General features: G+C 32.6%; 22 protein-coding genes. 8 read left to right on the top strand and 14 right to left on the bottom strand.

The features are described from left to right. Nucleotides 1-357: 357 nt before the first annotated feature. The 8 genes from secDF to asnB form a co-directional block, all read right to left on the bottom strand. Nucleotides 358-3,369, bottom strand: a complete 3,012-nt coding sequence (gene secDF / locus WNY60_RS12855) for a protein translocase subunit SecDF (protein WP_342862595.1) — start codon at nt 3,367-3,369, stop codon at nt 358-360. Between the two features lie 145 nt (nt 3,370-3,514). Further along, on the bottom strand, nt 3,515-4,105 hold the full coding sequence (locus WNY60_RS12850) for a hypothetical protein (RefSeq protein ID WP_342862594.1): 591 nt from the start codon (nt 4,103-4,105) through the stop codon (nt 3,515-3,517). A 122-nt stretch (nt 4,106-4,227) separates the two neighbouring features. Further along, the gene (locus WNY60_RS12845; RefSeq protein WP_145000837.1) at nt 4,228-4,878 is read right to left on the bottom strand and encodes a DUF4412 domain-containing protein; all 651 of its coding nucleotides are present in this window, start codon (nt 4,876-4,878) and stop codon (nt 4,228-4,230) included. Nucleotides 4,879-4,976: 98 nt separating this feature from the next. Then, the gene (gene mdh, locus WNY60_RS12840; RefSeq protein WP_145000839.1) at nt 4,977-5,903 is read right to left on the bottom strand and encodes a malate dehydrogenase; all 927 of its coding nucleotides are present in this window, start codon (nt 5,901-5,903) and stop codon (nt 4,977-4,979) included. A gap of 92 nt (nt 5,904-5,995) precedes the next feature. Beyond that, on the bottom strand, nt 5,996-7,009 hold the full coding sequence (locus tag WNY60_RS12835; protein WP_342862593.1) for a DUF6588 family protein: 1,014 nt from the start codon (nt 7,007-7,009) through the stop codon (nt 5,996-5,998). 52 nt (nt 7,010-7,061) lie between these two features. Next, the gene (locus WNY60_RS12830; RefSeq protein ID WP_342862592.1) at nt 7,062-8,033 is read right to left on the bottom strand and encodes a DUF6588 family protein; all 972 of its coding nucleotides are present in this window, start codon (nt 8,031-8,033) and stop codon (nt 7,062-7,064) included. A 91-nt stretch (nt 8,034-8,124) separates the two neighbouring features. Then, on the bottom strand, nt 8,125-10,074 hold the full coding sequence (gene gyrB / locus WNY60_RS12825) for a DNA topoisomerase (ATP-hydrolyzing) subunit B (protein WP_145000845.1): 1,950 nt from the start codon (nt 10,072-10,074) through the stop codon (nt 8,125-8,127). Nucleotides 10,075-10,376: 302 nt separating this feature from the next. Then, a complete protein-coding gene (asnB, locus tag WNY60_RS12820; RefSeq protein ID WP_145000847.1) occupies nt 10,377-12,050 on the bottom strand; it encodes an asparagine synthase B in 1,674 nt (557 codons plus the stop codon). A gap of 192 nt (nt 12,051-12,242) precedes the next feature. Between asnB and WNY60_RS12815 the strand changes: the two genes are divergently transcribed. Beyond that, on the top strand, nt 12,243-13,520 hold the full coding sequence (locus tag WNY60_RS12815) for a YCF48-related protein (RefSeq protein WP_342862590.1): 1,278 nt from the start codon (nt 12,243-12,245) through the stop codon (nt 13,518-13,520). On the opposite strand, the gene WNY60_RS12810 is transcribed toward WNY60_RS12815, so the two are convergent. Beyond that, nucleotides 13,521-14,069 carry an HNH endonuclease gene (locus tag WNY60_RS12810; protein WP_145000851.1) on the bottom strand — a complete coding sequence of 183 codons (549 nt, stop codon included), beginning with the start codon at nt 14,067-14,069 and terminating at the stop codon, nt 13,521-13,523. Nucleotides 14,070-14,134: 65 nt separating this feature from the next. Then, entirely contained in the window at nt 14,135-14,764 is a 630-nt protein-coding gene (locus WNY60_RS12805; RefSeq protein ID WP_145000853.1) for a 7-carboxy-7-deazaguanine synthase QueE, read from the bottom strand. Nucleotides 14,765-14,869: 105 nt separating this feature from the next. Between WNY60_RS12805 and WNY60_RS12800 the strand changes: the two genes are divergently transcribed. The 7 genes from WNY60_RS12800 to WNY60_RS12770 all read left to right on the top strand — a co-directional run bounded on the left by WNY60_RS12800 (nt 14,870) and on the right by WNY60_RS12770 (nt 20,071). Continuing rightward, entirely contained in the window at nt 14,870-16,399 is a 1,530-nt protein-coding gene (locus WNY60_RS12800; protein WP_342862589.1) for a helicase HerA-like domain-containing protein, read from the top strand. Between the two features lie 69 nt (nt 16,400-16,468). Beyond that, on the top strand, nt 16,469-17,020 hold the full coding sequence (locus WNY60_RS12795; RefSeq protein ID WP_339808444.1) for a hypothetical protein: 552 nt from the start codon (nt 16,469-16,471) through the stop codon (nt 17,018-17,020). 12 nt (nt 17,021-17,032) lie between these two features. Next, the gene (locus WNY60_RS12790; protein ID WP_342862588.1) at nt 17,033-17,419 is read left to right on the top strand and encodes a hypothetical protein; all 387 of its coding nucleotides are present in this window, start codon (nt 17,033-17,035) and stop codon (nt 17,417-17,419) included. A gap of 111 nt (nt 17,420-17,530) precedes the next feature. Then, a complete protein-coding gene (locus WNY60_RS12785; RefSeq protein WP_342862587.1) occupies nt 17,531-17,899 on the top strand; it encodes a cupin domain-containing protein in 369 nt (122 codons plus the stop codon). Nucleotides 17,900-17,905: 6 nt separating this feature from the next. Next, nucleotides 17,906-18,745, top strand: coding sequence for an alpha/beta hydrolase (locus tag WNY60_RS12780; RefSeq protein WP_224742455.1), 840 nt, complete (start codon nt 17,906-17,908; stop codon nt 18,743-18,745). Nucleotides 18,746-18,751: 6 nt separating this feature from the next. After that, nucleotides 18,752-19,645 carry a 23S rRNA pseudouridine(2604) synthase RluF gene (rluF, locus tag WNY60_RS12775; protein WP_342862586.1) on the top strand — a complete coding sequence of 298 codons (894 nt, stop codon included), beginning with the start codon at nt 18,752-18,754 and terminating at the stop codon, nt 19,643-19,645. A 3-nt stretch (nt 19,646-19,648) separates the two neighbouring features. Further along, complete coding sequence (locus WNY60_RS12770) at nt 19,649-20,071, top strand: VOC family protein (RefSeq protein ID WP_342862584.1); 423 nt, start codon at nt 19,649-19,651, stop codon at nt 20,069-20,071. Between the two features lie 157 nt (nt 20,072-20,228). On the opposite strand, the gene WNY60_RS12765 is transcribed toward WNY60_RS12770, so the two are convergent. From WNY60_RS12765 to ffh, 4 genes are all read right to left on the bottom strand, one after another. Then, nucleotides 20,229-20,591 carry a hypothetical protein gene (locus WNY60_RS12765; protein ID WP_342862583.1) on the bottom strand — a complete coding sequence of 121 codons (363 nt, stop codon included), beginning with the start codon at nt 20,589-20,591 and terminating at the stop codon, nt 20,229-20,231. 159 nt (nt 20,592-20,750) lie between these two features. Then, the gene (locus tag WNY60_RS12760) at nt 20,751-21,473 is read right to left on the bottom strand and encodes a TIGR02206 family membrane protein (RefSeq protein ID WP_342862582.1); all 723 of its coding nucleotides are present in this window, start codon (nt 21,471-21,473) and stop codon (nt 20,751-20,753) included. Between the two features lie 43 nt (nt 21,474-21,516). Next, entirely contained in the window at nt 21,517-22,407 is an 891-nt protein-coding gene (locus tag WNY60_RS12755; RefSeq protein WP_028283907.1) for a bifunctional 5,10-methylenetetrahydrofolate dehydrogenase/5,10-methenyltetrahydrofolate cyclohydrolase, read from the bottom strand. Between the two features lie 50 nt (nt 22,408-22,457). Next, on the bottom strand, nt 22,458-23,786 hold the full coding sequence (gene ffh, locus WNY60_RS12750; RefSeq protein WP_342862581.1) for a signal recognition particle protein: 1,329 nt from the start codon (nt 23,784-23,786) through the stop codon (nt 22,458-22,460). Nucleotides 23,787-23,975 lie beyond the last annotated feature (189 nt).

The raw sequence follows: 23,975 nt of genomic DNA, 5'->3' as shown, positions 1-23,975 counted from the left end.
ACTAATACTATACAAACTAATTACGCATGATAGTACTTAAGACTCTTAGTGGTTTAAAGCTTTTATTGATAATATACTTATAGCTTAGTCATTAGTTTAAACTTTAGTATTGGCTTAATGTAAGGTCTGCATTTGCGTTAAGGATTGATGTGGAAATCCTTTTTGTGAGGCACGAGCAAAAAGATTGTAACGGAAAGCCTGACGTACTTTTGCTACTAAAAGCAAAAGTAGGTAACGCCCAAGAAATATCATATGACTTAATTTAAAAAGAGTGCTTAACTCTACTGGCAATGACGCAAAACAAAAAAGCCTTTCTAAATTAATAGAAAGGCTTTTTATATTGGGTTTAGTTTATGACTACTTTACTACTGTTTCGTCAACTACTACTTCTTTCTTTTTTAATGCGTCTGCTGCATTTCCTTTTTTAACAAAATCAAACATGATTGGCGTTGCTATAAATAAAGATGAGTACGTACCTACTACTACACCAATGATTAAGGCAAACATAAATCCTCTGATTGAGTCTCCACCAAAAATAAAGATTGCTAATAATACTACTAAAGTAGTTAAAGACGTATTTAACGTACGACTTAAAGTACTACTTAATGAGGTATCAATTACTTTACTAAATGGCCAGTCTGTGTGCTCGTTAAAAAACTCACGAATTCTGTCAAATACTACAACCGTATCATTTAATGAGTATCCAATTACTGTAAGGATTGCTGCAATAAATGCTTGGTCAATTTCCATTGAAAATGGCATAAACTTGTATGTTAAAGAGAATACTCCTAATACGATGATAACATCATGGAATACTGCTGCTACTGCACCAAGTGAGAATTGCCATCTCTTGAAACGGAATAAGATGTATAAGAACACGACTACTAATGACCCTAAGACTGCCCAGAAAGAGGCTTGCTTAATATCATCTGCAATTGATGGACTTACTTTGTATTGATCCATAATCCCTACTTGCTTGTTAGCTTTAGATAGGTCTTTAAAATCTTCAAACGATACTCCTTTTAAGTAAGGTTGTAATGCATCGTACATTTTAACTCTGACTTCTTCGTCAATTTCGTTTGCTGTTTCGTTAATCTTATACTTAGTCGAAATTTTTAAGTTATTCTCGTCTCCAACAGTTTTTACTGTCGCACTTCCAAATACCTCTTGAGAGGCTAAAAGACCTTCAATCTCTACTGCACTTACTGGCTCTGCAAATCTAACTTGTGTTGTACGTCCTCCAACAAAGTCAATACCTTGATCTAATCCGTTTGTAAATAAAGATCCTAAACTTACTACTAATGCTACTGCAGAAATAATGTAAGCTACTTTGCGTTTTGTAAGGAACGCGATATTAATGTTTCTGAATAAGTTTTTAGTTAATCCAGTTGAGAAGTCTAATTTACCACCTCTGTTAGCATACCAATCTACTAGTAATCTAGTGATAAAGATTGCTGTAAATAAAGATGTACCAATACCTATTAATAAAGTAGTTGCAAATCCTTTAATTGGTCCTGTACCAAAAACAAATAAGATTAATGCAGTTAAACCTGTTGTAATGTTGGCATCCAAAATAGATGATAATGCATTACTAAATCCATCTTGAATTGCTGACTTCTGGTCTTTTCCTTTTGATAGTTCTTCCCTGATACGCTCAAAGATAAGTACGTTTGCATCCACAGACATACCAATTGTTAAAACGATACCTGCAATACCTGGAAGTGTTAACACTGCTCCAATACCTGATAATACTCCAAAAATTAATAAGATGTTAAATAACATTGCGATGTCTGCAAATAACCCTGCTTTACCATAGTAAAATGCCATCCAAATTAAAACTAATGCTAATGCAATACCAAATGACATTGTACCACTTTCAATAGCTTCTTGACCTAATGAAGGTCCAACTATACTACTTTGAATAATCTCTGCACGAGCTGGTAATTTACCTGCACGTAACACGTTTGCTAAATCCGTAGCCTCACTTAATTTAAAGCTTCCAGAAATCTCTGTGTTACCTCCTGCAATTGGTCCAGAAGATGATGTAGGTGCAGAATATACTGTGTTATCTAAAACAACAGCAATTTGACTTTGAGTTTTAAAAGCATCACCTGTCATTTTCTCCCAGATTTTTGCTCCTTTACTATTCATTTGCATGCTAACTACAACCTTGTTTGCTTGGTTGTAAGATTGACGCGCATCTGTAACTACTGCTCCATTTAATGGTGGCTCATTATCTCTGTTTCCATTTAATACAAATAGGTCTACTAACTCACTGTCTTCAGCTGGCTTACCAAATAAAAACTTAGTATATTTTAATTCTGATGGTAATAATGCCACAACTTCTGGCATAGCTAAATAGCTTAATACTTTGTCTTTATCTTCAATATTAAACTGCGCTAAAGTTGCTCCAAAACCAGGACCTGCAATTAGATCTAATAATGGGTTAACTTCATTTACTGTTTCGTTTTCTTCACCTGTAAGCGCAGCGATAGCTTTCTCTTCATCAGTCATTTCTGTGTCTGCAGCAGGAGTTTCTCCTTCTGTAGTTTTAGTTTCAAGCTTTGCTTTTAATACATCGTTAGCTTGAACTAAAAATTGATTAAACTGCTCTGCTTTTAATCCTTCCCAAAACTCTAATTGAGCAGTAGTTGTAATTAACTCTGTAGCACGTGCTACGTCTCTAACACCTGGTAATTCTAATAATACACGTCCAGAGTTACCTAAACGTTGGATGTTTGGAGATGTTACACCAAACTCGTCAATACGCTTACGTAATACTTCAAAAGCAGAAACGATAGACTCGTCTACTTTAGTTGCTAATACAGCTTTAGCATCACTATCAGACATGTTTAAATCAATCTCACCAACTAAAGATCTGTTAGCAAAAATATCTGGAGATGCTAATTTTTTATCTCCTTTGATTGCATCAAAAGCAGTAAAGAAGTCATCTAAATATGTATTTTGACTATCTTTTTGCATTTCGTCAGCATCATCTAATGCTTTTCTAAATGTAGGATCCTTACTTTCGTTAGATAATCCCATTAATAAATCTCTTACAGAGATTTGAAGTATTGCTTCTAAACCTCCTCTAAGGTCTAGACCTAACTTCATTGAGTTTTGCTTAACGTCTCCATAAGTGTTTCCTAAAAATACACTTTCTTTTGATGTTGCTAACGAATCTAAATACTTAGTAGCATACTCGCTTACTTGGTTTTTACGGTCATCTGCTGAAGCGTCAATTTTGCTTTCAGCTACTTGTGCTGCATTGTTTTCAATCGCATTATTTTTAAATGTGAAAGACAATTGGTAAATACTTACCAATCCAAACAATACTGCAAATAGTTTTACTAATCCTTTATTTTGCATGGTTTTGTTTATTTAATCAAATTTTTAATCGCGCAAATATATAGTTTACACGAAGATTTGACAATTATTTTTAATGGTTTAAAATGAATTGTTTAACGCCTAAATAGCAAGTACTATATAGCGAAAAATGTTTTACTAAAAAAAATTAAGCTTGTGGTCCTGCTCTACCTTCTGGAATGTTGAAGTTTCCTTTATCTATACTAATAGAGTTATTAGTATTTACTTTTGGAGTTACTTTTACAGGACTGGTTAATTGTAATATATTTTCTGTTATCCCAGAAAATGATAGCACTACCTGTGATGCTCTAGTATACTCTTGTTTTGCTTCTACTATAAACTTTCCGTCAAAACCAATACCTGATTGTGTGTTGGCTTTAATTTCAAAAACATCTACGTTATAACCATTATCTAAAGGACTATTTGGGAGACTTTCTTTACCGCTATTGTAGATTAGTTTTTCTTTTAATAAAAAAGATTTCACCTCAGTTATTGCTATATCGCTATAATAGGTGATTTTTAAAATTCCGTTTTGCTCAAAAACTTGTGTGTTTTTTACACCAATATTTTCAAGTTGCGCTTTTATAGCATGTATTGCTTTTTCTGTCTGAGAAACAGTTGCTTGATTATCGGAAAATTGAAATACAATTTGTTGGTTAGGTACAGTGATTTGTTGTTGACTAACAACAAAAAATGTAAGTGCAGTAATTACAATGCCAAAGTACCATTTAGACTTCATGCGTCAAATATAAAAAATAAGACTTTATTTGTATAGTCTTTAAGTAATTAAATAAGTGTTTAAAACAAAAAAAGAGTGCCTTTTTTGAGGCACTCTTTTAAATATCTAATAAAATGTAAATTTTACATTCCTTCCATTAACTCATATCCTTCTGGAGGCGTCATAGAAAACTTATCGTCTGCAACAGTTTCTTTTTTAACTTCTGTTACTTCATAAGTCATTGACATATCCATACCAGCTTGATTTACATTAATATTCATTAATAATGGAAATCCTTTAAAATCTTCTCCAAACTCTACAGTCTGTTGGTTTGCAGCAACAATAGCTTCGGTAGTATAAACATCCATTTTCATGTCAACACCATCTTGATTCATTACAACGTTATACTCTTGACACTCGTAACCTAAGATAGTCTTAGTTTCATCACCTTTAGTGATTTTAACATCAGACTTATCAGGAGATTCTGCTATGTCTGTTAACGAATACATTTTACCCATCATTGGGTTATTAAGTAAAGTTAACATCTTTTTAGATTGTGTATCAATAATAGAAACTGTTTCTCCAGACATTGGATTGTTAGTTTCTGATCTAGTTTTGTCTGCTTTAAAATAAGTAACAATAGCAATATCACCAATCATAGCAAACTGCTCATTCATTTGTTCGTTACTACTTGACATTGTCATTTTAGAAGACACTACACCTTCTGTAATCTGCTCTTGAGCAACCATAGACAAACTAAAAGTTGCCACTAATAAGAATACTAATTTTTTCATTTTTGTAAAATTTGTTAAGGTTAATTAAAATTTATGTTGTTTTTACTTATTATAGGCAATTACCTTGCCATAACAAATTTTACAACTGGTATTAAAAATTATAGTTCTAATAATCCGTTTGTTGCAGATACACCTTTTGCACTTTCTTGCATGTGTGCTTTTTCGGCATCACTTAGGTTTATCTCTACAATTTTTTCGATTCCGTTACGACCTAAAATTACTGGAACACCAATACATAAGTCTTTTAATCCGTATTCTCCATCTAATAATACAGAACATGGGAACATTTTTTTCTGGTCACAAGCAATAGCCTGAACTAATCCGCTTACTGCTGCTCCTGGCGCATACCAAGCCGAAGTCCCTAATAATTTAGTTAAAGTTGCTCCTCCTACTTTAGTATCCTCTTTTACTTGGTCTAATCTGTCTTCAGATAAAAACTCAGATACTTTTACACTGTTTCTAGTTGCGTGTGCAGTTAATGGTACCATCCCTTTATCAGAGTGTCCACCAATTACCATACCGTCAACATCGCTAATTGGCGCACCTAAAGCTTCTGCTAATCTGTATTTAAAACGTGCAGAATCTAAAGCTCCACCCATTCCGATGATTCTATTTTTTGGTAAACCTGTAGTTTTGTGTACTAAATAAGTCATTGTATCCATTGGATTACTAACAACTATGATTATTGTATCTGGCGAGTTTTTAATTAAACTAGCTGATACTGTTTTAACTATTCCTGCATTAATACCAATTAACTCTTCACGAGTCATCCCTGGTTTTCTAGGAATACCAGAAGTAATAACGCAAATATCACTACCTGCAGTTTGACTATAGTCATTAGTTACACCTGTTATTTTTGTATCAAAACCGTTTAAAGAGGCTGTTTGCATTAAATCCATTGCTTTACCTTCGGCAAAACCTTCTTTAATGTCTAATAAAACAACTTCTGACGCAAAGTTTTTAATGGCAATATATTCTGCACAACTTGCTCCAACTGCTCCTGCTCCAACTACTGTTACTTTCATATGTATTTTGTATTTAAAAAATTAATTGTGTTTGTTTTAAGTTTTACAAAATTAACATTTTAAAATTACTTTTTATTAAGAAAATAATAATTCTAGAACATGAAATTAATTCCTAGAGATGCTGTGTCAAAATCGGCTAAGGTATAAGAGGCATTTATGCCAAAAAATCCTGCCTTCACATTTGCGCCAAGTGTTGCTGTTACTCCGTTTGTTTTAGAGTCTACTGAAAAAGGATCGACAATTTCTTCTGAAAATAAAATACCATCAGACACTCTGTATGTACCCAATAAATCTGTTTCTGAGGTTGCACTTAAGTAACCTACTGCACCATAAAAGTTTAAAACCTCAAAATTTGTACCTGCTATTAACTGAAACAATAAACTGTTAACATTGGTTTGTACTTGTTGATTTTCGCCATCCACTACTTCAGTATTTGTAAAATCATAATTTGCGTCTAAATGCGTGTACGATACTAAACCTGATATAGCTAACGGAAAATTACTGTCTTCTGGTAACCAGGTGGTAAATTCTTGCTGTATACCAACACCATACAACCCTATCTTAACGTCTTCGGTTTCTACTTTTGGAAAAAATCGACCTTTAATTTGTGTCCCTTCAAACAATGCAAAACTACCTTGCAAAAAAGCTGTTGGAATTAAATCTACATTTGATGATCCAATTCCTGTTGGTAAAGTCAATTCCACTTCTTGATTACCAAATATTGGATCTTGATAAGTTACCAAAACAGTAACCTCTGGATCATTATGGCCTAATGCTGTCGCTACATTTTTTGAAGGACTATCGTCTGGAAATCTAATGTTTTCGAAATTAGATACATTTAAATTAAAACTTTTATTTTCATCTTTAATAAAAGAAGTATTACCAATAATAGACAATTCAAAACTATATTTTTTAGGTGTTTTTGCATTGTTAAACCAACCCGAACTTATGCCATAAGCCAATCCATTTGTGGCTGGTAATAAATAACTTTCAGAGAAGGTTTTTGCATCATTAACACCTGCTGCTAACAAATCGTTTAAATTTTGCTGAGCGATATTGCTTTGAGAAAAAAGTATTAAACTTATTACTGTAAGTAGTTTTTTCATTTTAAAAATTTTTAATTATACTATATTTTACGATAATTTTAATGAAATGGTTTTAAATAAAATTATAATTTAAACCAATAACAATGTTAGAGTAAGCACCAAAGGTCAACATTGTATTTATTGAAAAATTATCTAAGTTGTAATTAACAGACAAATCTGATTTAAAATTTGTTTTACTTTTACTTAACGTTTCTAAACCAGTATTAAGTATCTCTAGCAGCAAATCACCTTCTCCTCCTACTTTATAATCAAAATTTGATGTTGCTAATCCCAAGCCTAGTGAGACGTCAAAATTGCTAAAGGTTTTAGATGAAATAAGATTAAATCCATACGATTGACCATCCACTTTTATTGCGTTAATCTTACCTATTATTAAATCTGCTTCGTTAAAATCCTCGTCAACAGAATAATTAGAATACGTTCCTAAAAAAGCAAAATTATAAGTACTGTTTTTAATTCCGTTAAACCACTGATTTAGATTATGCATTACTCCAAAACCTAACGATTTATATACAGAGCTATTAATTTTAATACTTGGCGCTAACCTGACAATTACATTTGTTTTTTTCCATAAACCAATACTTGCTTGGACTTGACCATGTTGTACTGTATTGGCATTAATACCTTCTGGTGCGTCAAATTCAAATACCTCATCATTTATTGAGCCTTCTAAAACCACAGTGTTATCTCCTCCTAAAGCGGATGGTATTAGTGATGAAGTAGCACTACCTTGAATTCCTATATTTTGAAGTTGTGCTTGGTTTACTAAAAACGTTTTTTGATTATCCGGAATTAGTAACATGTTATATTGAATAGATAACTCTACATCAAATTTATTTTTTGGTTTAGCACTAGTATACCAACCTCCAGAAGCCTGAAATACTGATGCATTGGCTGCTGGAGTAATGTATTGATCTGTTAAAAAAATTAAATCTTCGGCTACAGCTTTGACATCTTCAAATTGAGAATAAGCCGAGTTACAAAATACAATTGCAACAATAAATAAAAGCTTTTGCTTTAACATGTTTAAGTTACTTTTAGTTTAGATTTGGGTATAAAAAAAAGGAAACATTTAAAAAAATGTTTCCTTTGCAATATAAAATTATATTTATTATTTAAGCATCGATGTTTGCGTAAATAGCATTTCTCTCAATAAAATCACGACGTGGTGGCACCTCGTCTCCCATTAACATAGAAAATACACGATCAGCCTCAACACCATTATCGATTTGGATTTGACGTAGCGTTCTAAATTCAGGATTCATAGTTGTATCCCAAAGTTGTTCTGCATTCATCTCTCCAAGACCTTTATAACGTTGGATTTTTGCTGACTCTCCAAAATCTTTCATAATAGCAACACGCTCTTCATCTGACCAAGCATATTGTTTTTTAGCTCCTTTTTTAACTAAATATAAAGGTGGAGTAGCAATGTAAATGTGTCCATTTTCAATTAACTCTTTCATAAATCTAAAGAAGAATGTTAAAATAAGTGTTTCAATGTGCGAACCATCAATATCGGCATCACACATGATTACTATTTTGTGGTATCTTAATTTAGAAAGGTTTAATGCCTTACTATCTTCTTCGGTACCTATAGTTACACCTAAAGCTGTAAAGATATTTTTAATCTCTTCGTTTTCAAACACCTTATGTGTCATTGCTTTTTCAACGTTCAAAATCTTACCACGTAATGGTAAAATGGCTTGAAATGCACGATCACGACCTTGTTTTGCAGTTCCACCTGCCGAATCTCCCTCGACTAGGTAAACCTCACACTTAGATGGGTCTTGCTCTGAGCAGTCCGATAATTTTCCAGGTAAACCACCTATACTCATTACTGTTTTACGCTGCACCATTTCACGCGCTTTTTGAGCTGCATGTCTAGCTTGGGCTGCAAGAATTACTTTTTGAACAATGATTTTAGCATCATCTGGATGTTCTTCTAAATAATCAGATAACATTTCTGATACTGCCTGACTTACAGATGCAGACACTTCACGGTTACCTAATTTAGTTTTAGTTTGTCCTTCAAATTGTGGCTCTTGTACTTTTACAGATACAATTGCTGTAAGACCTTCACGGAAGTCATCTCCTGCTATATCAAACTTTAACTTGTCTAACATTCCAGACTCGTCAGCATACTTTTTAAGTGTATGCGTTAATCCACGTCTAAAACCTGAAAGGTGCGTACCACCTTCATGTGTATTAATATTATTTACATAAGAGTGTAAGTTTTCTGCATAACTAGTATTATATACCATTGCAACCTCAACAGGCACTCCGTTTTTCTCACCTTCAAAAGAAATTACATCTTTCATTAAAGGCTCTCTGTTTCCGTCTAAAAACTTGATAAACTCTTTAAGACCTTCTTCACTATGAAATGTTTCTCCTTCAAAAGAACCATCTTCTTTAGTAAATCTTTTGTCTACTAAATGGATTGTAATTCCTTTGTTTAAGTATGCCAATTCACGCATTCTACTTGCTAATGTATCGTAATTATACTCTAGCGTTTGTGTAAAAATTGTCGAATCTGGTTTAAAAGTTACAGTTGTACCTCTTTTATCTGTATCACCAATTGCCTTTACAGGATATAAAGATTTACCTCTTTCATATTCTTGTTCCCATATTTTACCGTCTCTATAAACGGTTGCTGTTAGGTGCTCTGATAATGCATTAACACAACTTACACCAACACCGTGAAGTCCTCCAGAAACTTTATAAGAATCTTTATCAAACTTACCTCCTGCACCAATTTTAGTCATTACAACCTCTAATGCAGAAATACCTTCTTTTTTGTGAAGATCTACAGGAATACCACGACCATCATCTTCAGTTGTGATTGAGTTATCCTCGTTAATTGTTACTGTGATATTATCACAATGACCAGCTAAAGCTTCGTCAATCGAGTTATCTACAACCTCATATACTAAATGGTGTAAACCACGTACACCAACATCTCCAATATACATGGAAGGACGCATACGTACATGCTCCATTCCTTCTAGCGCTTGGATACTATCAGCAGAATAATTGTGTTTGTTAAACTCTTCCTTTTTTTCGCTCATATTTATATTATTTATGATCTATTTCTGTTATTAAGACATAAAAAAAGATGCGATTAGGCATCCTTTTGAATACAAACAAATATACACAATTAAAAACGTTTTTCAAGTGTATTTAAGCGTTGTCCTTAAAAATTATTAACATTTGTTAATTATTGAAAAAGTGTCTTAAAAGGCTTAAAAACCGCTTTAAAATAGATTTTGATAATCTTAATTGTTTTTTTTAAGACCAAAAAACACAAAACCTCGCATTTGCGAGGTTTTGAAGCTATTAATATATATACTTTATGCTAATTTTTGTTTAATTAAGATGTAGCATAAGACTTATCATGGACGTTTGCTATTGCACGACCACTTGGCTCATTCATGTTTTTAAAAGCCTCATCCCACTCTAACGCTGTGGCTGTACTGCACGCCACACTTGCTTCTTGAGGTACACTTTTTGCTGCAGCATCACTTGGGAAGTGCTCTTCAAAAATAGAACGATAGTAAAACTCTTCTTTGTTTTGTGGTGTTTGTATTGGAAAACGGAATTTAGCATTAGCCATTTGATCATCTGTGACTGCTTCATTAACCACTTCTTTAAGTGTGTCAATCCAACTATATCCAACACCATCGCTAAATTGTTCTTTTTGCCTCCAAGCTACACTTTCTGGTAACATATCCTCAAAAGCCTTACGTACTACCCATTTTTCCATACGTTCTCCATTAATCATTTTATCTTGAGGGTTAATGCGCATCGCTACATCCATAAACTCTTTATCTAAAAATGGTACACGTCCTTCAATTCCCCAAGCAGCTAAACTTTTGTTTGCTCTTAAACAATCGTACATGTGTAATTTATCTAGCTTACGCACTGTTTCTTCATGAAATTCTTTTGCATTTGGTGCTTTATGAAAGTATAAGTATCCACCAAAAATTTCATCTGCTCCTTCACCTGATAATACCATTTTAATTCCCATAGATTTAATAACTCTAGCCATTAAATACATAGGTGTTGACGATCGTATGGTTGTTATATCATAAGTTTCTATGTTATAAATTACATCCTTAATAGCATCTAAACCTTCTTGGATTGTAAATTTAATTTCATGGTGTACCGTTCCAATATGATCTGCCACTTTTTGTGCTGCAGCTAAATCTGGCGAGCCTTCTAACCCAACAGAGAAGCTATGTAATTGCGGATACCAAGCATCCGACTGGTCATCTGACTCTATACGTTTTTGCGCGTATTTTTTTGCAATTGCAGAAGTTACAGAACTATCTAATCCTCCTGAAAGTAAAACTCCGTAAGGCACATCACTCATTAACTGTCTGTGAACTGCTGCTTCTAAAGCTTCTTTAACTTCTGCAATACTAGTTTCGTTATCTTTTACAGCCTCATAATCACTCCAATCTCTATTATACCATTTTACAAATTCACCATCTTTACTTGACATATAATGTCCTGGAGGAAATAATTCAATTTTGGTACATACACCTTCTAAAGCCTTAAGCTCTGAGGCAACATAAAATGTTCCGTTTTGATCCCAACCAATGTATAATGGGATAATTCCCATGTGGTCACGTGCTATAAAATATTCATCTTTTTCTACATCATAAATTGCAAATCCAAAGATTCCGTTCATTTCATCTACAAAATCAACACCTTTTTCTTGGTACAATGCTAAGATTACTTCGCAGTCGCTTTGCGTTTGGAAATCATATTTGCCTTCAAATTGCTTACGCAAATCTCTGTGATTGTATATTTCGCCATTTGCAGCTAAAACCAATTTATTATCAGGACTAAACAATGGTTGTTTTCCTGAAGCAGGATCAACAATTGCTAAACGCTCATGTGCTAAAATAGCTTTATCATCACTATAAATACCTGACCAATCTGGTCCACGATGACGAATAGTTTTAGACATTTCTAACACTTGAGGTCTTAAATCTTCACTTTTTTGTTTTAGGTCGAAAGCACATACAATTCCACACATAATTTTATATTTTAAATTCTTTAATTCTAATTGATGAAGCAAATATTAGCTTTATGTTTCATAATTAAAACACTAAACGTATTAATGCTTACATTTTTACAACAATAAATAATATTACATTACAATATATCACTTTTTAGTTAGTTAAAAGTATTCTTAACTTTACAATCTGATAGTTAACCCCAAACCACAATGAGATTATTTGTTCTTTTATTTATTTTATTTAGCTTAAACATAACTGCTCAAGCTACTTGGCAACCACTACCTAATATTACTTCTAATCCTAACAATCAACGTTTTGATGACGTGTTTTTTTTAGATGATAATTTAGGCTGGGCTGCAAATGGCTTTTATGCGTCTGTATACAAAACTACAGATGGTGGTATAACATGGTCAGAACAACTAAATCAAACGGATTTAGGTAGTAGTCATTATTTTAGAAATATTGAATTTTTAAATGAAGACGTAGGCTTTTTAGGTACTTTAAATGGTCTTTTTTACAAAACTACAGATGGTGGTATAACATGGACAACTATAACTAATATAACACCAAATCCAGTTGCTATTTGCGGATTAGATGCTGTTGGAACCTCAACAATTTATGGATGTGGTGCTTACTTTGGTCCAGCTTTTATAATTAAATCTTCAGATAATGGTAACAATTGGACATCTATAGACATGTCTGCGTACGCTGATGCTTTAGTAGAAATTTATTTTGAAACTGAAACTATTGGTTATGCTTCTGGAAAAAGTGCAACAGGAGGCATCATTTTAAAAACTATCGATGGAGGAACTTCCTGGACTGAAATATATAACTCCAATATTATTGGAGATTACGTTTGGAAAATACAAGTATTAGAAAACAACACTAATATTATTTTTGGAGCTGTGGAGTCTACAGCAACCACATTAGGACAATTTATAAAGTCTGTTGATGGAGGTTTAACATGGTTTAGTACTAACGCACCAGAAACCCATTTACAGGCAGTTGGATTTACATCCGAAACCCTTGGATGGATTGGAGGACACACCACAGGTTTTTACGAAACCACAGATGGAGGACTAACTTGGACAAACTTAAACATTGGTAATAATTTAAACCGAATATTTGTTACCTCATCAGGTCAAGCTTATGCGTCAGGTACTACTATTTACAAATACACAGACCAAACTTTAAATACTGAAGATTTCTCTGTACCAGCAAAATCGCCATTACAGGTTACATTACTAAAAAATCCAGTTAAAAACAATCTTGAATTTTCAATAGATTTTAAAAGTGATGATAATTTATTAATCGAGCTTTATGACGCTAACGGTAGATTTGTCAAACAACTTTCTAGAGAAGTAATTAAAACTAATGGTACCCAAAAACAGTATAAATTTCCGGTTATAGACTTAGCTACTGGAATCTATTTCTTAGATTTTCATAATAATAGTGGACGACAAACAGTTAAGTTTATAAAACAATAGTTACACTTTTACGTGTCCCCAATTTTCACCAGTTTTAATACGATGTAATTGCATTTCTGAAACTCCAAATTGTCGCGCTAAAATCTTTAATCTAGTACGTCTATTTGGATCAAAAAGACGCTTTTTAAGTCTAATCACCTCTGTTTCGGTTAACTTAGAGGATGTTATTACTTTTTTTCTAGTAAGATAATGCGGATTTTTAAATTGATGGATTTCCTTTTCACGTTTAGTTGCCCATTTTAAATTTTCGACTGCATTATTACTTTTATCGTAATCTAAGTGGAGCACAAATTTTGCGTCTTCTGGTTTATCTAAATGATGTTGTGCAACTAATTTGTGAATATATCTTGCTGTACGCTTACCATCTTTTTTTATAACAGGAACTGTACTATACCCATTAATAGGGTATTGGTTTTCTATCAAAACATCTACTCCATCTTCAACTTTACTAAGTCGTCCATGGTTTGATATTTTAAAAGACATATTTTCAGAAACATTGTCATCAAACTGGACAGGTTTCCATTTTTCATTGTAAAAATTTCTAATCATAATGTTAAGTTTATAAGGATTACTTACGCTATGATTAATAGCTATAGTTGCAAAATACAACTATTTTACGGAATATTAAGATACTTGTGTGTTTGTAGCGACACTTTCCATTTAGGATTAGCCATAACATAATCGACAATCATTGGTATCATTGTATCACGTTTACTCCATTCTGGTTGTAAATATAAAATACAATCTCCATTAACTTTAGCTGCTTGCGCTTCCGCAAACTTAAAGTCATCTTTATTATAGATAATACATTTTAACTCATGTGCCTTATCATAAACACCTTGAGTAGGCAGTTTCATTTTTTTTGGAGACAAGCAAATCCAATCCCATTGACCAGTTAACTCATAAGCACCAGAAGTTTCAATATGGATTTTACAACCTTCAGCCTTAAGCTTATCGGTTAATGCTGTCATATCCCAAGTTAACGGTTCTCCTCCTGTTACTACTACAGTATCGCTATACTTTTTAGCATTGGCAACTATTACATCTGTACTAGTTGGAGGATGTAAATCTGCATTCCAACTTTCTTTAACATCGCACCAATGACAACCAACATCGCAACCACCAATTCTTATAAAATAAGCAGCAGTTCCTTTATGGAAACCTTCTCCTTGGATAGTGTAAAACTCTTCCATTAAAGGCAACATTAATCCTTTGTTAACTAAATCTTGTGTCTCTTGCTTCATAGCTTGCAAATATAATCTTATCTAATGGAAAATTTAAGCATTTAAAGTTGAAAGTTTTCAATGATTTACGCTAAGATTAGTATTTTTACATCAAATATTTTTAGAATGAGTAGACAAGACGAATTTTTTAATCATATCACAGAAGGAAATACCTGTAAAGGCGACTACATAACGTTAGGTTCGGCAATGTTAGATGGTCAAACTATAAAAGATGCTTTTGTAAACGTACCATTAAAAACTATGAATAGGCATGGTTTGATAGCTGGTGCAACTGGAACTGGTAAAACTAAAACGTTACAAGTGTTGGCAGAAAACCTTAGTGATAAAGGGATTCCGGTCTTACTTATGGATATTAAAGGAGATTTAAGTGGTATCGCACAACCTAGTCCTGGACATGCCAAAATTGACGAACGTCATGCAAAAATAGGTTTACCCTTTGAAGCTAAAGGATTTCCTGTTGAAATCATGAGTTTATCCGAACAAAATGGTGTAAGATTACGTGCAACTATTAGCGAGTTTGGTCCTGTTTTACTATCTAGAATTTTGGATCTTACAGACACGCAATCTGGCGTTGTAGCAGTTATTTTTAAATATTGTGACGACAACAAACTACCCTTGTTAGATTTAAAAGATTTTAAAAAAATATTACAATATTGCACTAATGAAGGTAAAGAAGAATTTCAGGACGAGTATGGTCGCATCTCTTCGGCATCAACAGGAGCTATTTTAAGAAAAGTTATCGAGATTGAGCAACAAGGAGGTGATTTATTTTTTGGCGAAAAAAGTTTTGAGGTCGAAGATTTATTACGCACCACTAGAGATGGTCATGGTTACATAAACATTATTAGACTTACTGACATACAAGACAGACCAAAATTATTCTCGACATTTATGTTAAGTTTATTGGCCGAAATATATGAGACTTTACCAGAACAAGGTGACTCTGGAAAACCAGAATTAATCATGTTTATTGATGAAGCGCATTTGATATTTAACGAAGCTTCAAAAGCCTTATTAAATCAAATAGAAAGCATTGTTAAACTAATACGTAGTAAAGGTGTTGGGTTATACTTTGTAACACAAAACCCAACAGATGTACCGGAAGGTGTTTTAAGTCAATTAGGGTTAAAAATCCAACATGCTTTGCGTGCCTTTACAGCAAAAGACAGAAAAGCCATAAAGTTAACAGCACAAAACTATCCAGATACTGCATACTATGATACAGCAGATGTATTAACGTCATTAGGTACTGGAGAAGCGTTAGTGTCTGCTTTAGATGAAAAAGGAAGACCAACACCATTAGCTGCCACTATGATGCGTGCACCAATGAGTAGAATGGATGTGTTAACAGACGTAGAGTTGCAAAACTTATTGGACGACTCCAAGTTAGTTTTAAAATATAACGAAACCATAGATCGTGAAAGCGCTTATGAGCTTTTAAATAAAAAAATAGAAGCTGCTAACGCGTTACAACTTGAAGAAGATAAAAAAGCTGAAAAAGAAAAAGCTGAAAAACAATCTAGATCAACAACCACAAGAAGACGTAGCACTGCACAAAACCCAATTATCAAAGTATTAACAAGTGCTACATTTATTAGAAGCGTTTTTGGAATTTTAAAACGCGTGATGAAATAATCACTTTTATAAAAAGAATAACAAACAAAATAATTTCGCTTAAGCGGAAACAAAACCAATATAACCTCAATGAAAAAAACAATAGTAACCTTAGGTCTTTTAGCTGTACTAGCAACGTCATGTAACAAAGCTGCAGATCCATATTTAGTGCAAAACCAAAATATTGGATTATTAACAGACTCAACCCAAGTCAAGGATTTAAAAACTATCTTTATCAACGACTCAGTAATAAGTCCAATTGCTGGAGACGAGTTTACAGGTGCTTTAAATACTATTGAAATTTACGAAAAAGGAGGTAAACACCTATTAAGCATAACACCAAAACAAGCATTAGACTCTACTGCTACAATCTCTAGTATCAAGATAAAAGACTCGAGATTTAAAACAGACAAAGGGATAACTAGCAATAGTACTTTTGGAGATATTAAAGCAAAATATACTATTACAAGCATTCAAAATTCATTTAAAAGTGCTTCCGTTTTTGTTAAAGAAAGCGATGCGTTTTTCTTAATTGATAAAAATGAATTACCATCAGAGTTTAGATTTGATATGAACAAAAAAATAGAGGAAGCAAACATACCAGAAACCGCTAAGATTAAACACTTTATTTTAGGTTGGTAGGTCTTACATAAAATGGAATTCAAAAATGTAAAAAAAAGAAAAGCAGATATTTTGTCTGCTGTACTTTGGATGGTATTTGGATTATCTTTCTTTTTAATTGAAAATCACAAAAACTATGTACTACAATTATTAGCCATACCTATGGTAATATTTTATTTGTATTCTTATTTTTTTGATAAAAGAGATTTATATAAAATAGAGGACGATACTATTAAAACCGTTGGTTGGTTTGCTAAATCTTTTGATTTAAATAAATTAAATAGAGTTAATCGAAATGATTATGGATTAAAATTAGTCTCTGATAATCAAAATGATTTTTTAATTGACAGAAGACTATTATCTATTCAGGACGTTAAAACTATTGAAGACATTATAGTTAAATATGAGTCTAAGACTTAATCCATTCATTAAGTTAATAACCTATAAATAAGCAACCTAAACTATAAATTCAGGTTAATTTTTTTGATATTAATCTTAATTATTGCATATTAAGTAATTATAATTTTTAAAATGAAAGACAAAAAATATAAAATCCAAAACAGCCCATTTGTTGTACCAACAACTGATGGTAAAGTTATTGAAGAGCACTTTGGGTTAGCCACAGATGGTAATAAAGATATTAGTATAGCACATATGATTGCTCCAGCAGGTTGGAGTGAACCTTTTCAAACACCAGCTTTTGATGAGTACACCTATATTATTAAAGGTAAAAAACAGTTTATTATTGAAGGTGAAGAAATAATCCTTGAAGCTGGACAATCCATTAAAATTAAAAAAAATACTCGTGTACAATACTCCAATCCTTTTACAATTGCTTGCGAGTATATTGCAATTTGTACTCCAGCATTTTCAATGGATTTGGTAAACAGAGAAGACTAAAAAAAAATGAAAAAGAAAATCGCAAAAGTACTTCCTAAAATAATTGGTAACGGTTTAAATGCGGTTAGTTATGTTGCTCCTAAATTTGCTAGCGCAAAAGCATTAGACATTTTTGCAACACCTAGACAAGGACGTTTTAAAGACAAACATCAACCGTTTTTAAATACAGCTAACCAATACACTTTGAACTATCAAGACCACACCATACAAACTTACCATTGGGTAGGTACAAAAAAAACCATCTTACTTGCACATGGTTGGGAAAGCAATACTTTTAGATGGAAAAAATTAGTCGAAGCTTTACAGGATTTAGATTACAATGTGGTATCTTTAGATGGTCCTGCTCATGGTAAATCTAGTGGTACGCAGTTTAATGCTATTTTGTATTCCGAGTTTTTAAATGTTGTTGCAAAACATTACAAGGCTAACGTAATTGTTGGACATTCAGTTGGTGGAATGGCATCTGTGTTTTTTCAACATAAATACCAAAATGACGCTTTACAAAAAATGATTTTGCTTGGCGCACCTTCAGAGTTTACAAATGTTTTTAAAAACTATGTTAACATGTTAGGGTTTAATAAGCGCATTGAAAATGGACTAAATCAGCTAGTTTTAGAACGTTTTAATTATATGCCTTCACATTTCTCGGCAGCTAAATTTTCAAAAGAAATTAATTTAGAAGGACTTATCATCCACGATAAAGGTGATAAGATTATACAATATGATGAGGCTGAGCTAATTTCATCTAACTTTAAAAATTCAACATTACTAACTACAGATGGTTTTGGTCATGGATTACGTGATGATAGCGTAAACAAAGCTGTTATTAATTTTATTAAAGCATAATATATTTTGGAAGAAAAATTAACAAGACTTAATAAATACCTTAGCGAAGCTGGTTTTTGCTCGCGTCGTGAAGGTGATAAATTAATTGATGCTGGACGTGTTACAATTAATGGCGTTGTACCAGAAATGGGCACAAAAGTAAGTCCAAATGATGTTGTTGCTGTAGATGGTGAAATTATTAAAAACAATACTGACAAGCCAATTTACCTTGCTTTTAACAAACCTGTAGGTATTGTATGTACTACAGATACCTCTGTTGAAAAAGACAATATTATAGATTACATAAACTATCCAAAACGTATTTTTCCTATTGGACGTTTAGATAAGTTAAGTGATGGATTAATTTTTATGACTGACGATGGTGATATTGTAAACAAAATTTTACGTGCTAGTAACAATCATGACAAAGAATATATTGTTACTGTAGACAAACCAATATCACAAACCTTTATAAACAGAATGGCAAGTGGTATTTATCTAGAAGATTTAGATCGTACGACTAAAAAATGTTCGGTTAAAAAAATAGACTCACATACCTTCAGGATTATTTTAACACAAGGTTTAAATAGACAGATTAGACGTATGTGCGAATATTTAACCTATGAAGTAACCTCATTAAGACGTGTTAGAATCATGAATATTAAGTTGGATGTTCCTGTTGGAGAATACAGAGAATTTACAGAAAAAGAGTTAAAAACACTGCATTTGCTTTTAGAGGATTCGACCAAGATACACGAAGCTAAAACAGCAAAAGACAGTCCCTCTAGATCTGGTAGACCTGTTAAAGAGGCACCAACTAAAGACAGAGCCAAACCAAAAGATCAACCAAGTAGAGAATCGTTTAAAGGAGAGCGACCTAATCGTGAGCGACCAATAAGAAACAGACGCAAAGACCATTAAATAATGAGTAGAGTATCACCTTTTCATTTAGCCATTCCTGTTCACAATTTACAGGACTGTCGCGAGTTTTACAGAGATATTTTAAACTGCGAAGAAGGAAGAAGTAGCGACCAATGGGTAGACTTTAACTTTTTTGGTCACCAGTTAGTAATACATTATAAAGCAAAAACTAACGACGTTGAAACTGCTAACCAAGTGGATGGTAAACACGTACCAGTACCACATTTTGGTGTGGTTTTAGATTGGGACGCTTTCGCGGAATTTGAAGCACACTTAAAAAATAAAAATATTCAGTTTATTATTGAACCTTATGTAAGATTTGAAGGTTTAGTTGGCGAGCAAAAAACAATGTTTTTCAAGGACCCTTCTGGTAATGCTTTAGAGTTTAAAACATTTAGAGATCAGTCACAGTTGTTTGCAAAATAAATTTCACTGGCTTTAGTCAAGGCAAACCCAACTAGTATTATAAAATTTAGACCTCACAGATTTTAAAAACCTGTGAGGTCTTTTTTATACATTTAAACTTAACCAAAACTGACTATAAAAATTGTCAGTTTTAATAATTGTTAAAGTGGTTAGTATTTTAAGTCCAAACAAAATATTCGGTTTTTGTTATAAATCCAGACTCGTTTGTTTCTAAAACAAATGCACAACAATCACCAGACGGTTTAGTGTATATAATAGATTTTGTGCCATCAGTATTATTTCTAATTTGAAGTGGACCTCCTAGAATAGAATAGTGATTATTTATACTTATGCTAATACTTTTTATTTCAATAGAATTTGTTTTTAAATAGAATAACTCGGGATTAAATTCATCTGAGTTTATATTAGTAAAAACAAATTCTAAACTTGAATTAACCAATACTTTTTTTGTTCCTTCTCCATTTGAATCATCATTATTGTCAAAAAAAGTAATATCAGGACACAATACATGTGTTAACAACGTCTCATTTCCATTAGTGTTTTTAATATCAGTAAATAATACATCACCAATTTCTATTGATTCAAATTCCTCGATAGTCAGTTCATTGTTTTGTGCTACACCCTATTGTGCCCATTATCAATAGTATAATAAATAATAAATTTTTCATTTTAAGTAATATTAATATATGTTGTTATTGTTGTTTTTTGTCTTATAATATTTGTTAGACCAAAAAAAAGGTAAGTAAATCAGCAAAAACAATGGTAATAAAGCTAATTGGACTACAATTACATAGTTTGGCCAATCACCCAACAAATCCAGTACTGATCCAGAAAGTGGTTTATTATTTAAATAAGAATAGTTGGCATCCAACAGGTAGTTAATTACCATAATTATCAAAACATAAACCTGCAGTACTACAAAAGATTTAAATACACTTTTAAATTTTGGTCGCATTTTTAAGACCACTATAGCATAGGCTATAATTGTTAAAAGTCCAAGATGAACGATCCAATACCTTACATAATCATAACTAGGAAAACCTACCTCAATATCTGGTGTAATAACGCCTTGAGACGTACCTACTATGGTCCAAAAAAATAAGATTTCGAAGAGTAAAAATCGTCTTGTTAAAGTGAATATAAAAATAAACAAAGCCATAAAGCTACATAAAAACAAGGGTAAATCTGTTTGTAAACTGTAACCGCCTTGTCCAATTTTATACAAATGAAAAATAGCCATAAAAGCAGATACAAAAATACCTAAGCCTTTAAATACTTTAAACTTTAGATGATCTGATTGTGTTTTGATTTGATAAAATAAAAACCAACACAAAATTACAGCCACAACTATTGGCAGAAGATGCTCTAAACTTCCAAACTGAACACGAGATAGTATTTGCATAAAAAAACCTGAAATGATTAATTTCAGGTTTAAAAATAAGTAATTAATTTTTATTAGATTTTCTGTGACGTTCTCTAGCTAATAAGGTGTTTTTTAATAACATGGCTATAGTCATTGGTCCTACTCCACCAGGAACAGGTGTGATGTGACTAGCTTTTTTGCTAACATTTTCAAAATCAACATCACCAGTAATACGGTAACCTCTTTCTTTAGTGTCGTCCGGAACTCTAGTAATACCTACATCTATAATAACAGCATCATCTTTTACCATTTCTGCTTTTAAAAAGTTTGGTACACCTAACGCAGAAATTATAATGTCTGCTTGACTTGTAATTTGTGTAATATTTTTAGTGTGACTATGTGTTAAAGTTACTGTACTGTTACCAGGAAACCCTTTACGACCCATTAAAATACTCATAGGACGACCAACAATATGAGAACGACCAATAACCACTGTGTGCTTACCTTTAGTGTCTACGTTATATCTGTCTAATAATTCTAAAATACCAAATGGTGTTGCTGGGATAAAGGTAGACATGTCTAATGCCATTTTACCAAAATTCATTGGATGAAACCCATCCACATCCTTATCTGGATGCACAGCCATTAAAACTTTTTGTGTATCTATTTGGTCTGGTAATGGTAACTGAATAATAAAGCCATCAATATCAGGATTATTATTAAGCTCGTCAATTTTATCTAACAATTCAACTTCACTGGTTGTATTAGACAATCTAACCATAGTAGATTCAAAACCAACACGCTCACAAGCTCTAACCTTACTTCCTACGTAAGTCAAACTTGCTCCATCGTTACCTACAATAACTGCTGCTAAATGAGGAACTTTTTCGCCATTAGCTTTCATCTTGTCGACTTCAGCTTTGATTTCGTTTTTAATATCGTTACTGACTTTTTTACCGTCTAGAATTGTCATATTTTATAGTTGTGTGTGTTAGTTAATTATATAAAATAAAAAAACATGAGTTACCTCATGTTTTTCATTGCATTCATCATTGCTTTTCCTTTTCCACCTTGCATCATTTTCATCATCTTACTCATTTGATCAAATTGCTTAAGTAATTGGTTAACTTCTTGAACCGAAGTACCAGATCCTTTACCAATTCGTTTTTTACGACTAGCATCAATAATAGATGGATTAGTACGCTCTTTAACTGTCATCGAGTGGATAATAGCTTCGATACCTTTAAAAGCATCGTCGTCTATATCTATATCTTTCATCATTTTTCCAGCACCAGGAATCATTCCAATAAGGTCTTTCATATTACCCATTTTCTTGATTTGCTGAATTTGCTTTAAGAAGTCGTCAAAACCAAATTGATTTTTAGCGATTTTCTTTTGTAATTTTCTAGCTTCTACCTCATCAAATTGTTCCTGAGCTCGTTCTACTAAAGAGACAACATCTCCCATTCCAAGAATACGATCTGCCATACGAGAAGGATAGAATACATCAATCGCTTCCATCTTCTCTCCTGTACCAATAAACTTAATTGGTTTATTTACTACAGATTTAATAGATATTGCTGCTCCACCACGTGTATCTCCATCTAATTTTGTTAAGATAACACCATCAAAGTTTAAAACATCATTAAAGGCTTTTGCTGTATTTACAGCATCTTGACCTGTCATAGAGTCTACTACAAATAATGTTTCTTGTGGTTGTATTGCTTTGTGAATGTTAGAAATTTCTTTCATCATCGCTTCATCCACAGCTAAACGACCAGCTGTATCAATAATAACGACGTTATGTCCATTTTGCTTTGCATGTGCAATACCTGCTTGTGCAATAGCTACTGGATCTGTGTTTCCTTTATCACTATAAACATCAACTTTTATTTGATCTCCTACAACGTGTAACTGATCAACAGCTGCTGGACGATAAACGTCACATGCAACTAATAAAGGTTTTTTAGTTTTTTTGGTTTTTAAAAAGTTGGCTAATTTACCAGAAAAAGTAGTTTTACCAGATCCTTGTAAACCAGACATTAATATAATAGTTGGTGTACCAGACATGTTTATGCCTTCTACATCTCCTCCCATTAATTCAGTTAATTCGTCTTTAACGATTTTAACCATTAATTGTCCTGGTTGTAACGTTGTTAATACGTTTTGACCTAGTGCTTTTACTTTTACTCTATTAGTAAATTCTTTAGCAATTTTAAAGTTAACATCGGCATCTAAAAGTGCTCTACGTACTTCTTTTAGGGTTTCGGCAACGTTTACTTCTGTAATGCTACCATGTCCTTTTAGTACGTGTAACGCTTTATCTAACTTTTCGCTTAAATTATTAAACATAATTTTTTCTGTTTTTAAGAAGCACAAAAATAGCAATTTGAAGCGTATTTACGAAGTTTCATATATAAATAATTCCATAAAAAAAGGCTACTAAAATTAGCAACCTTTTAAACATGATAATAATTAACTTAATTAAAACTAAATTTTTAATAGTTAGACTATCTAATGACTATAATATAATTATGTGAT

Source organism: Olleya sp. AS48 (assembly GCF_038900355.1).
Classification (GTDB): domain Bacteria; phylum Bacteroidota; class Bacteroidia; order Flavobacteriales; family Flavobacteriaceae; genus Olleya.
This window is presented reverse-complemented; position numbering and strand designations above follow the sequence as displayed.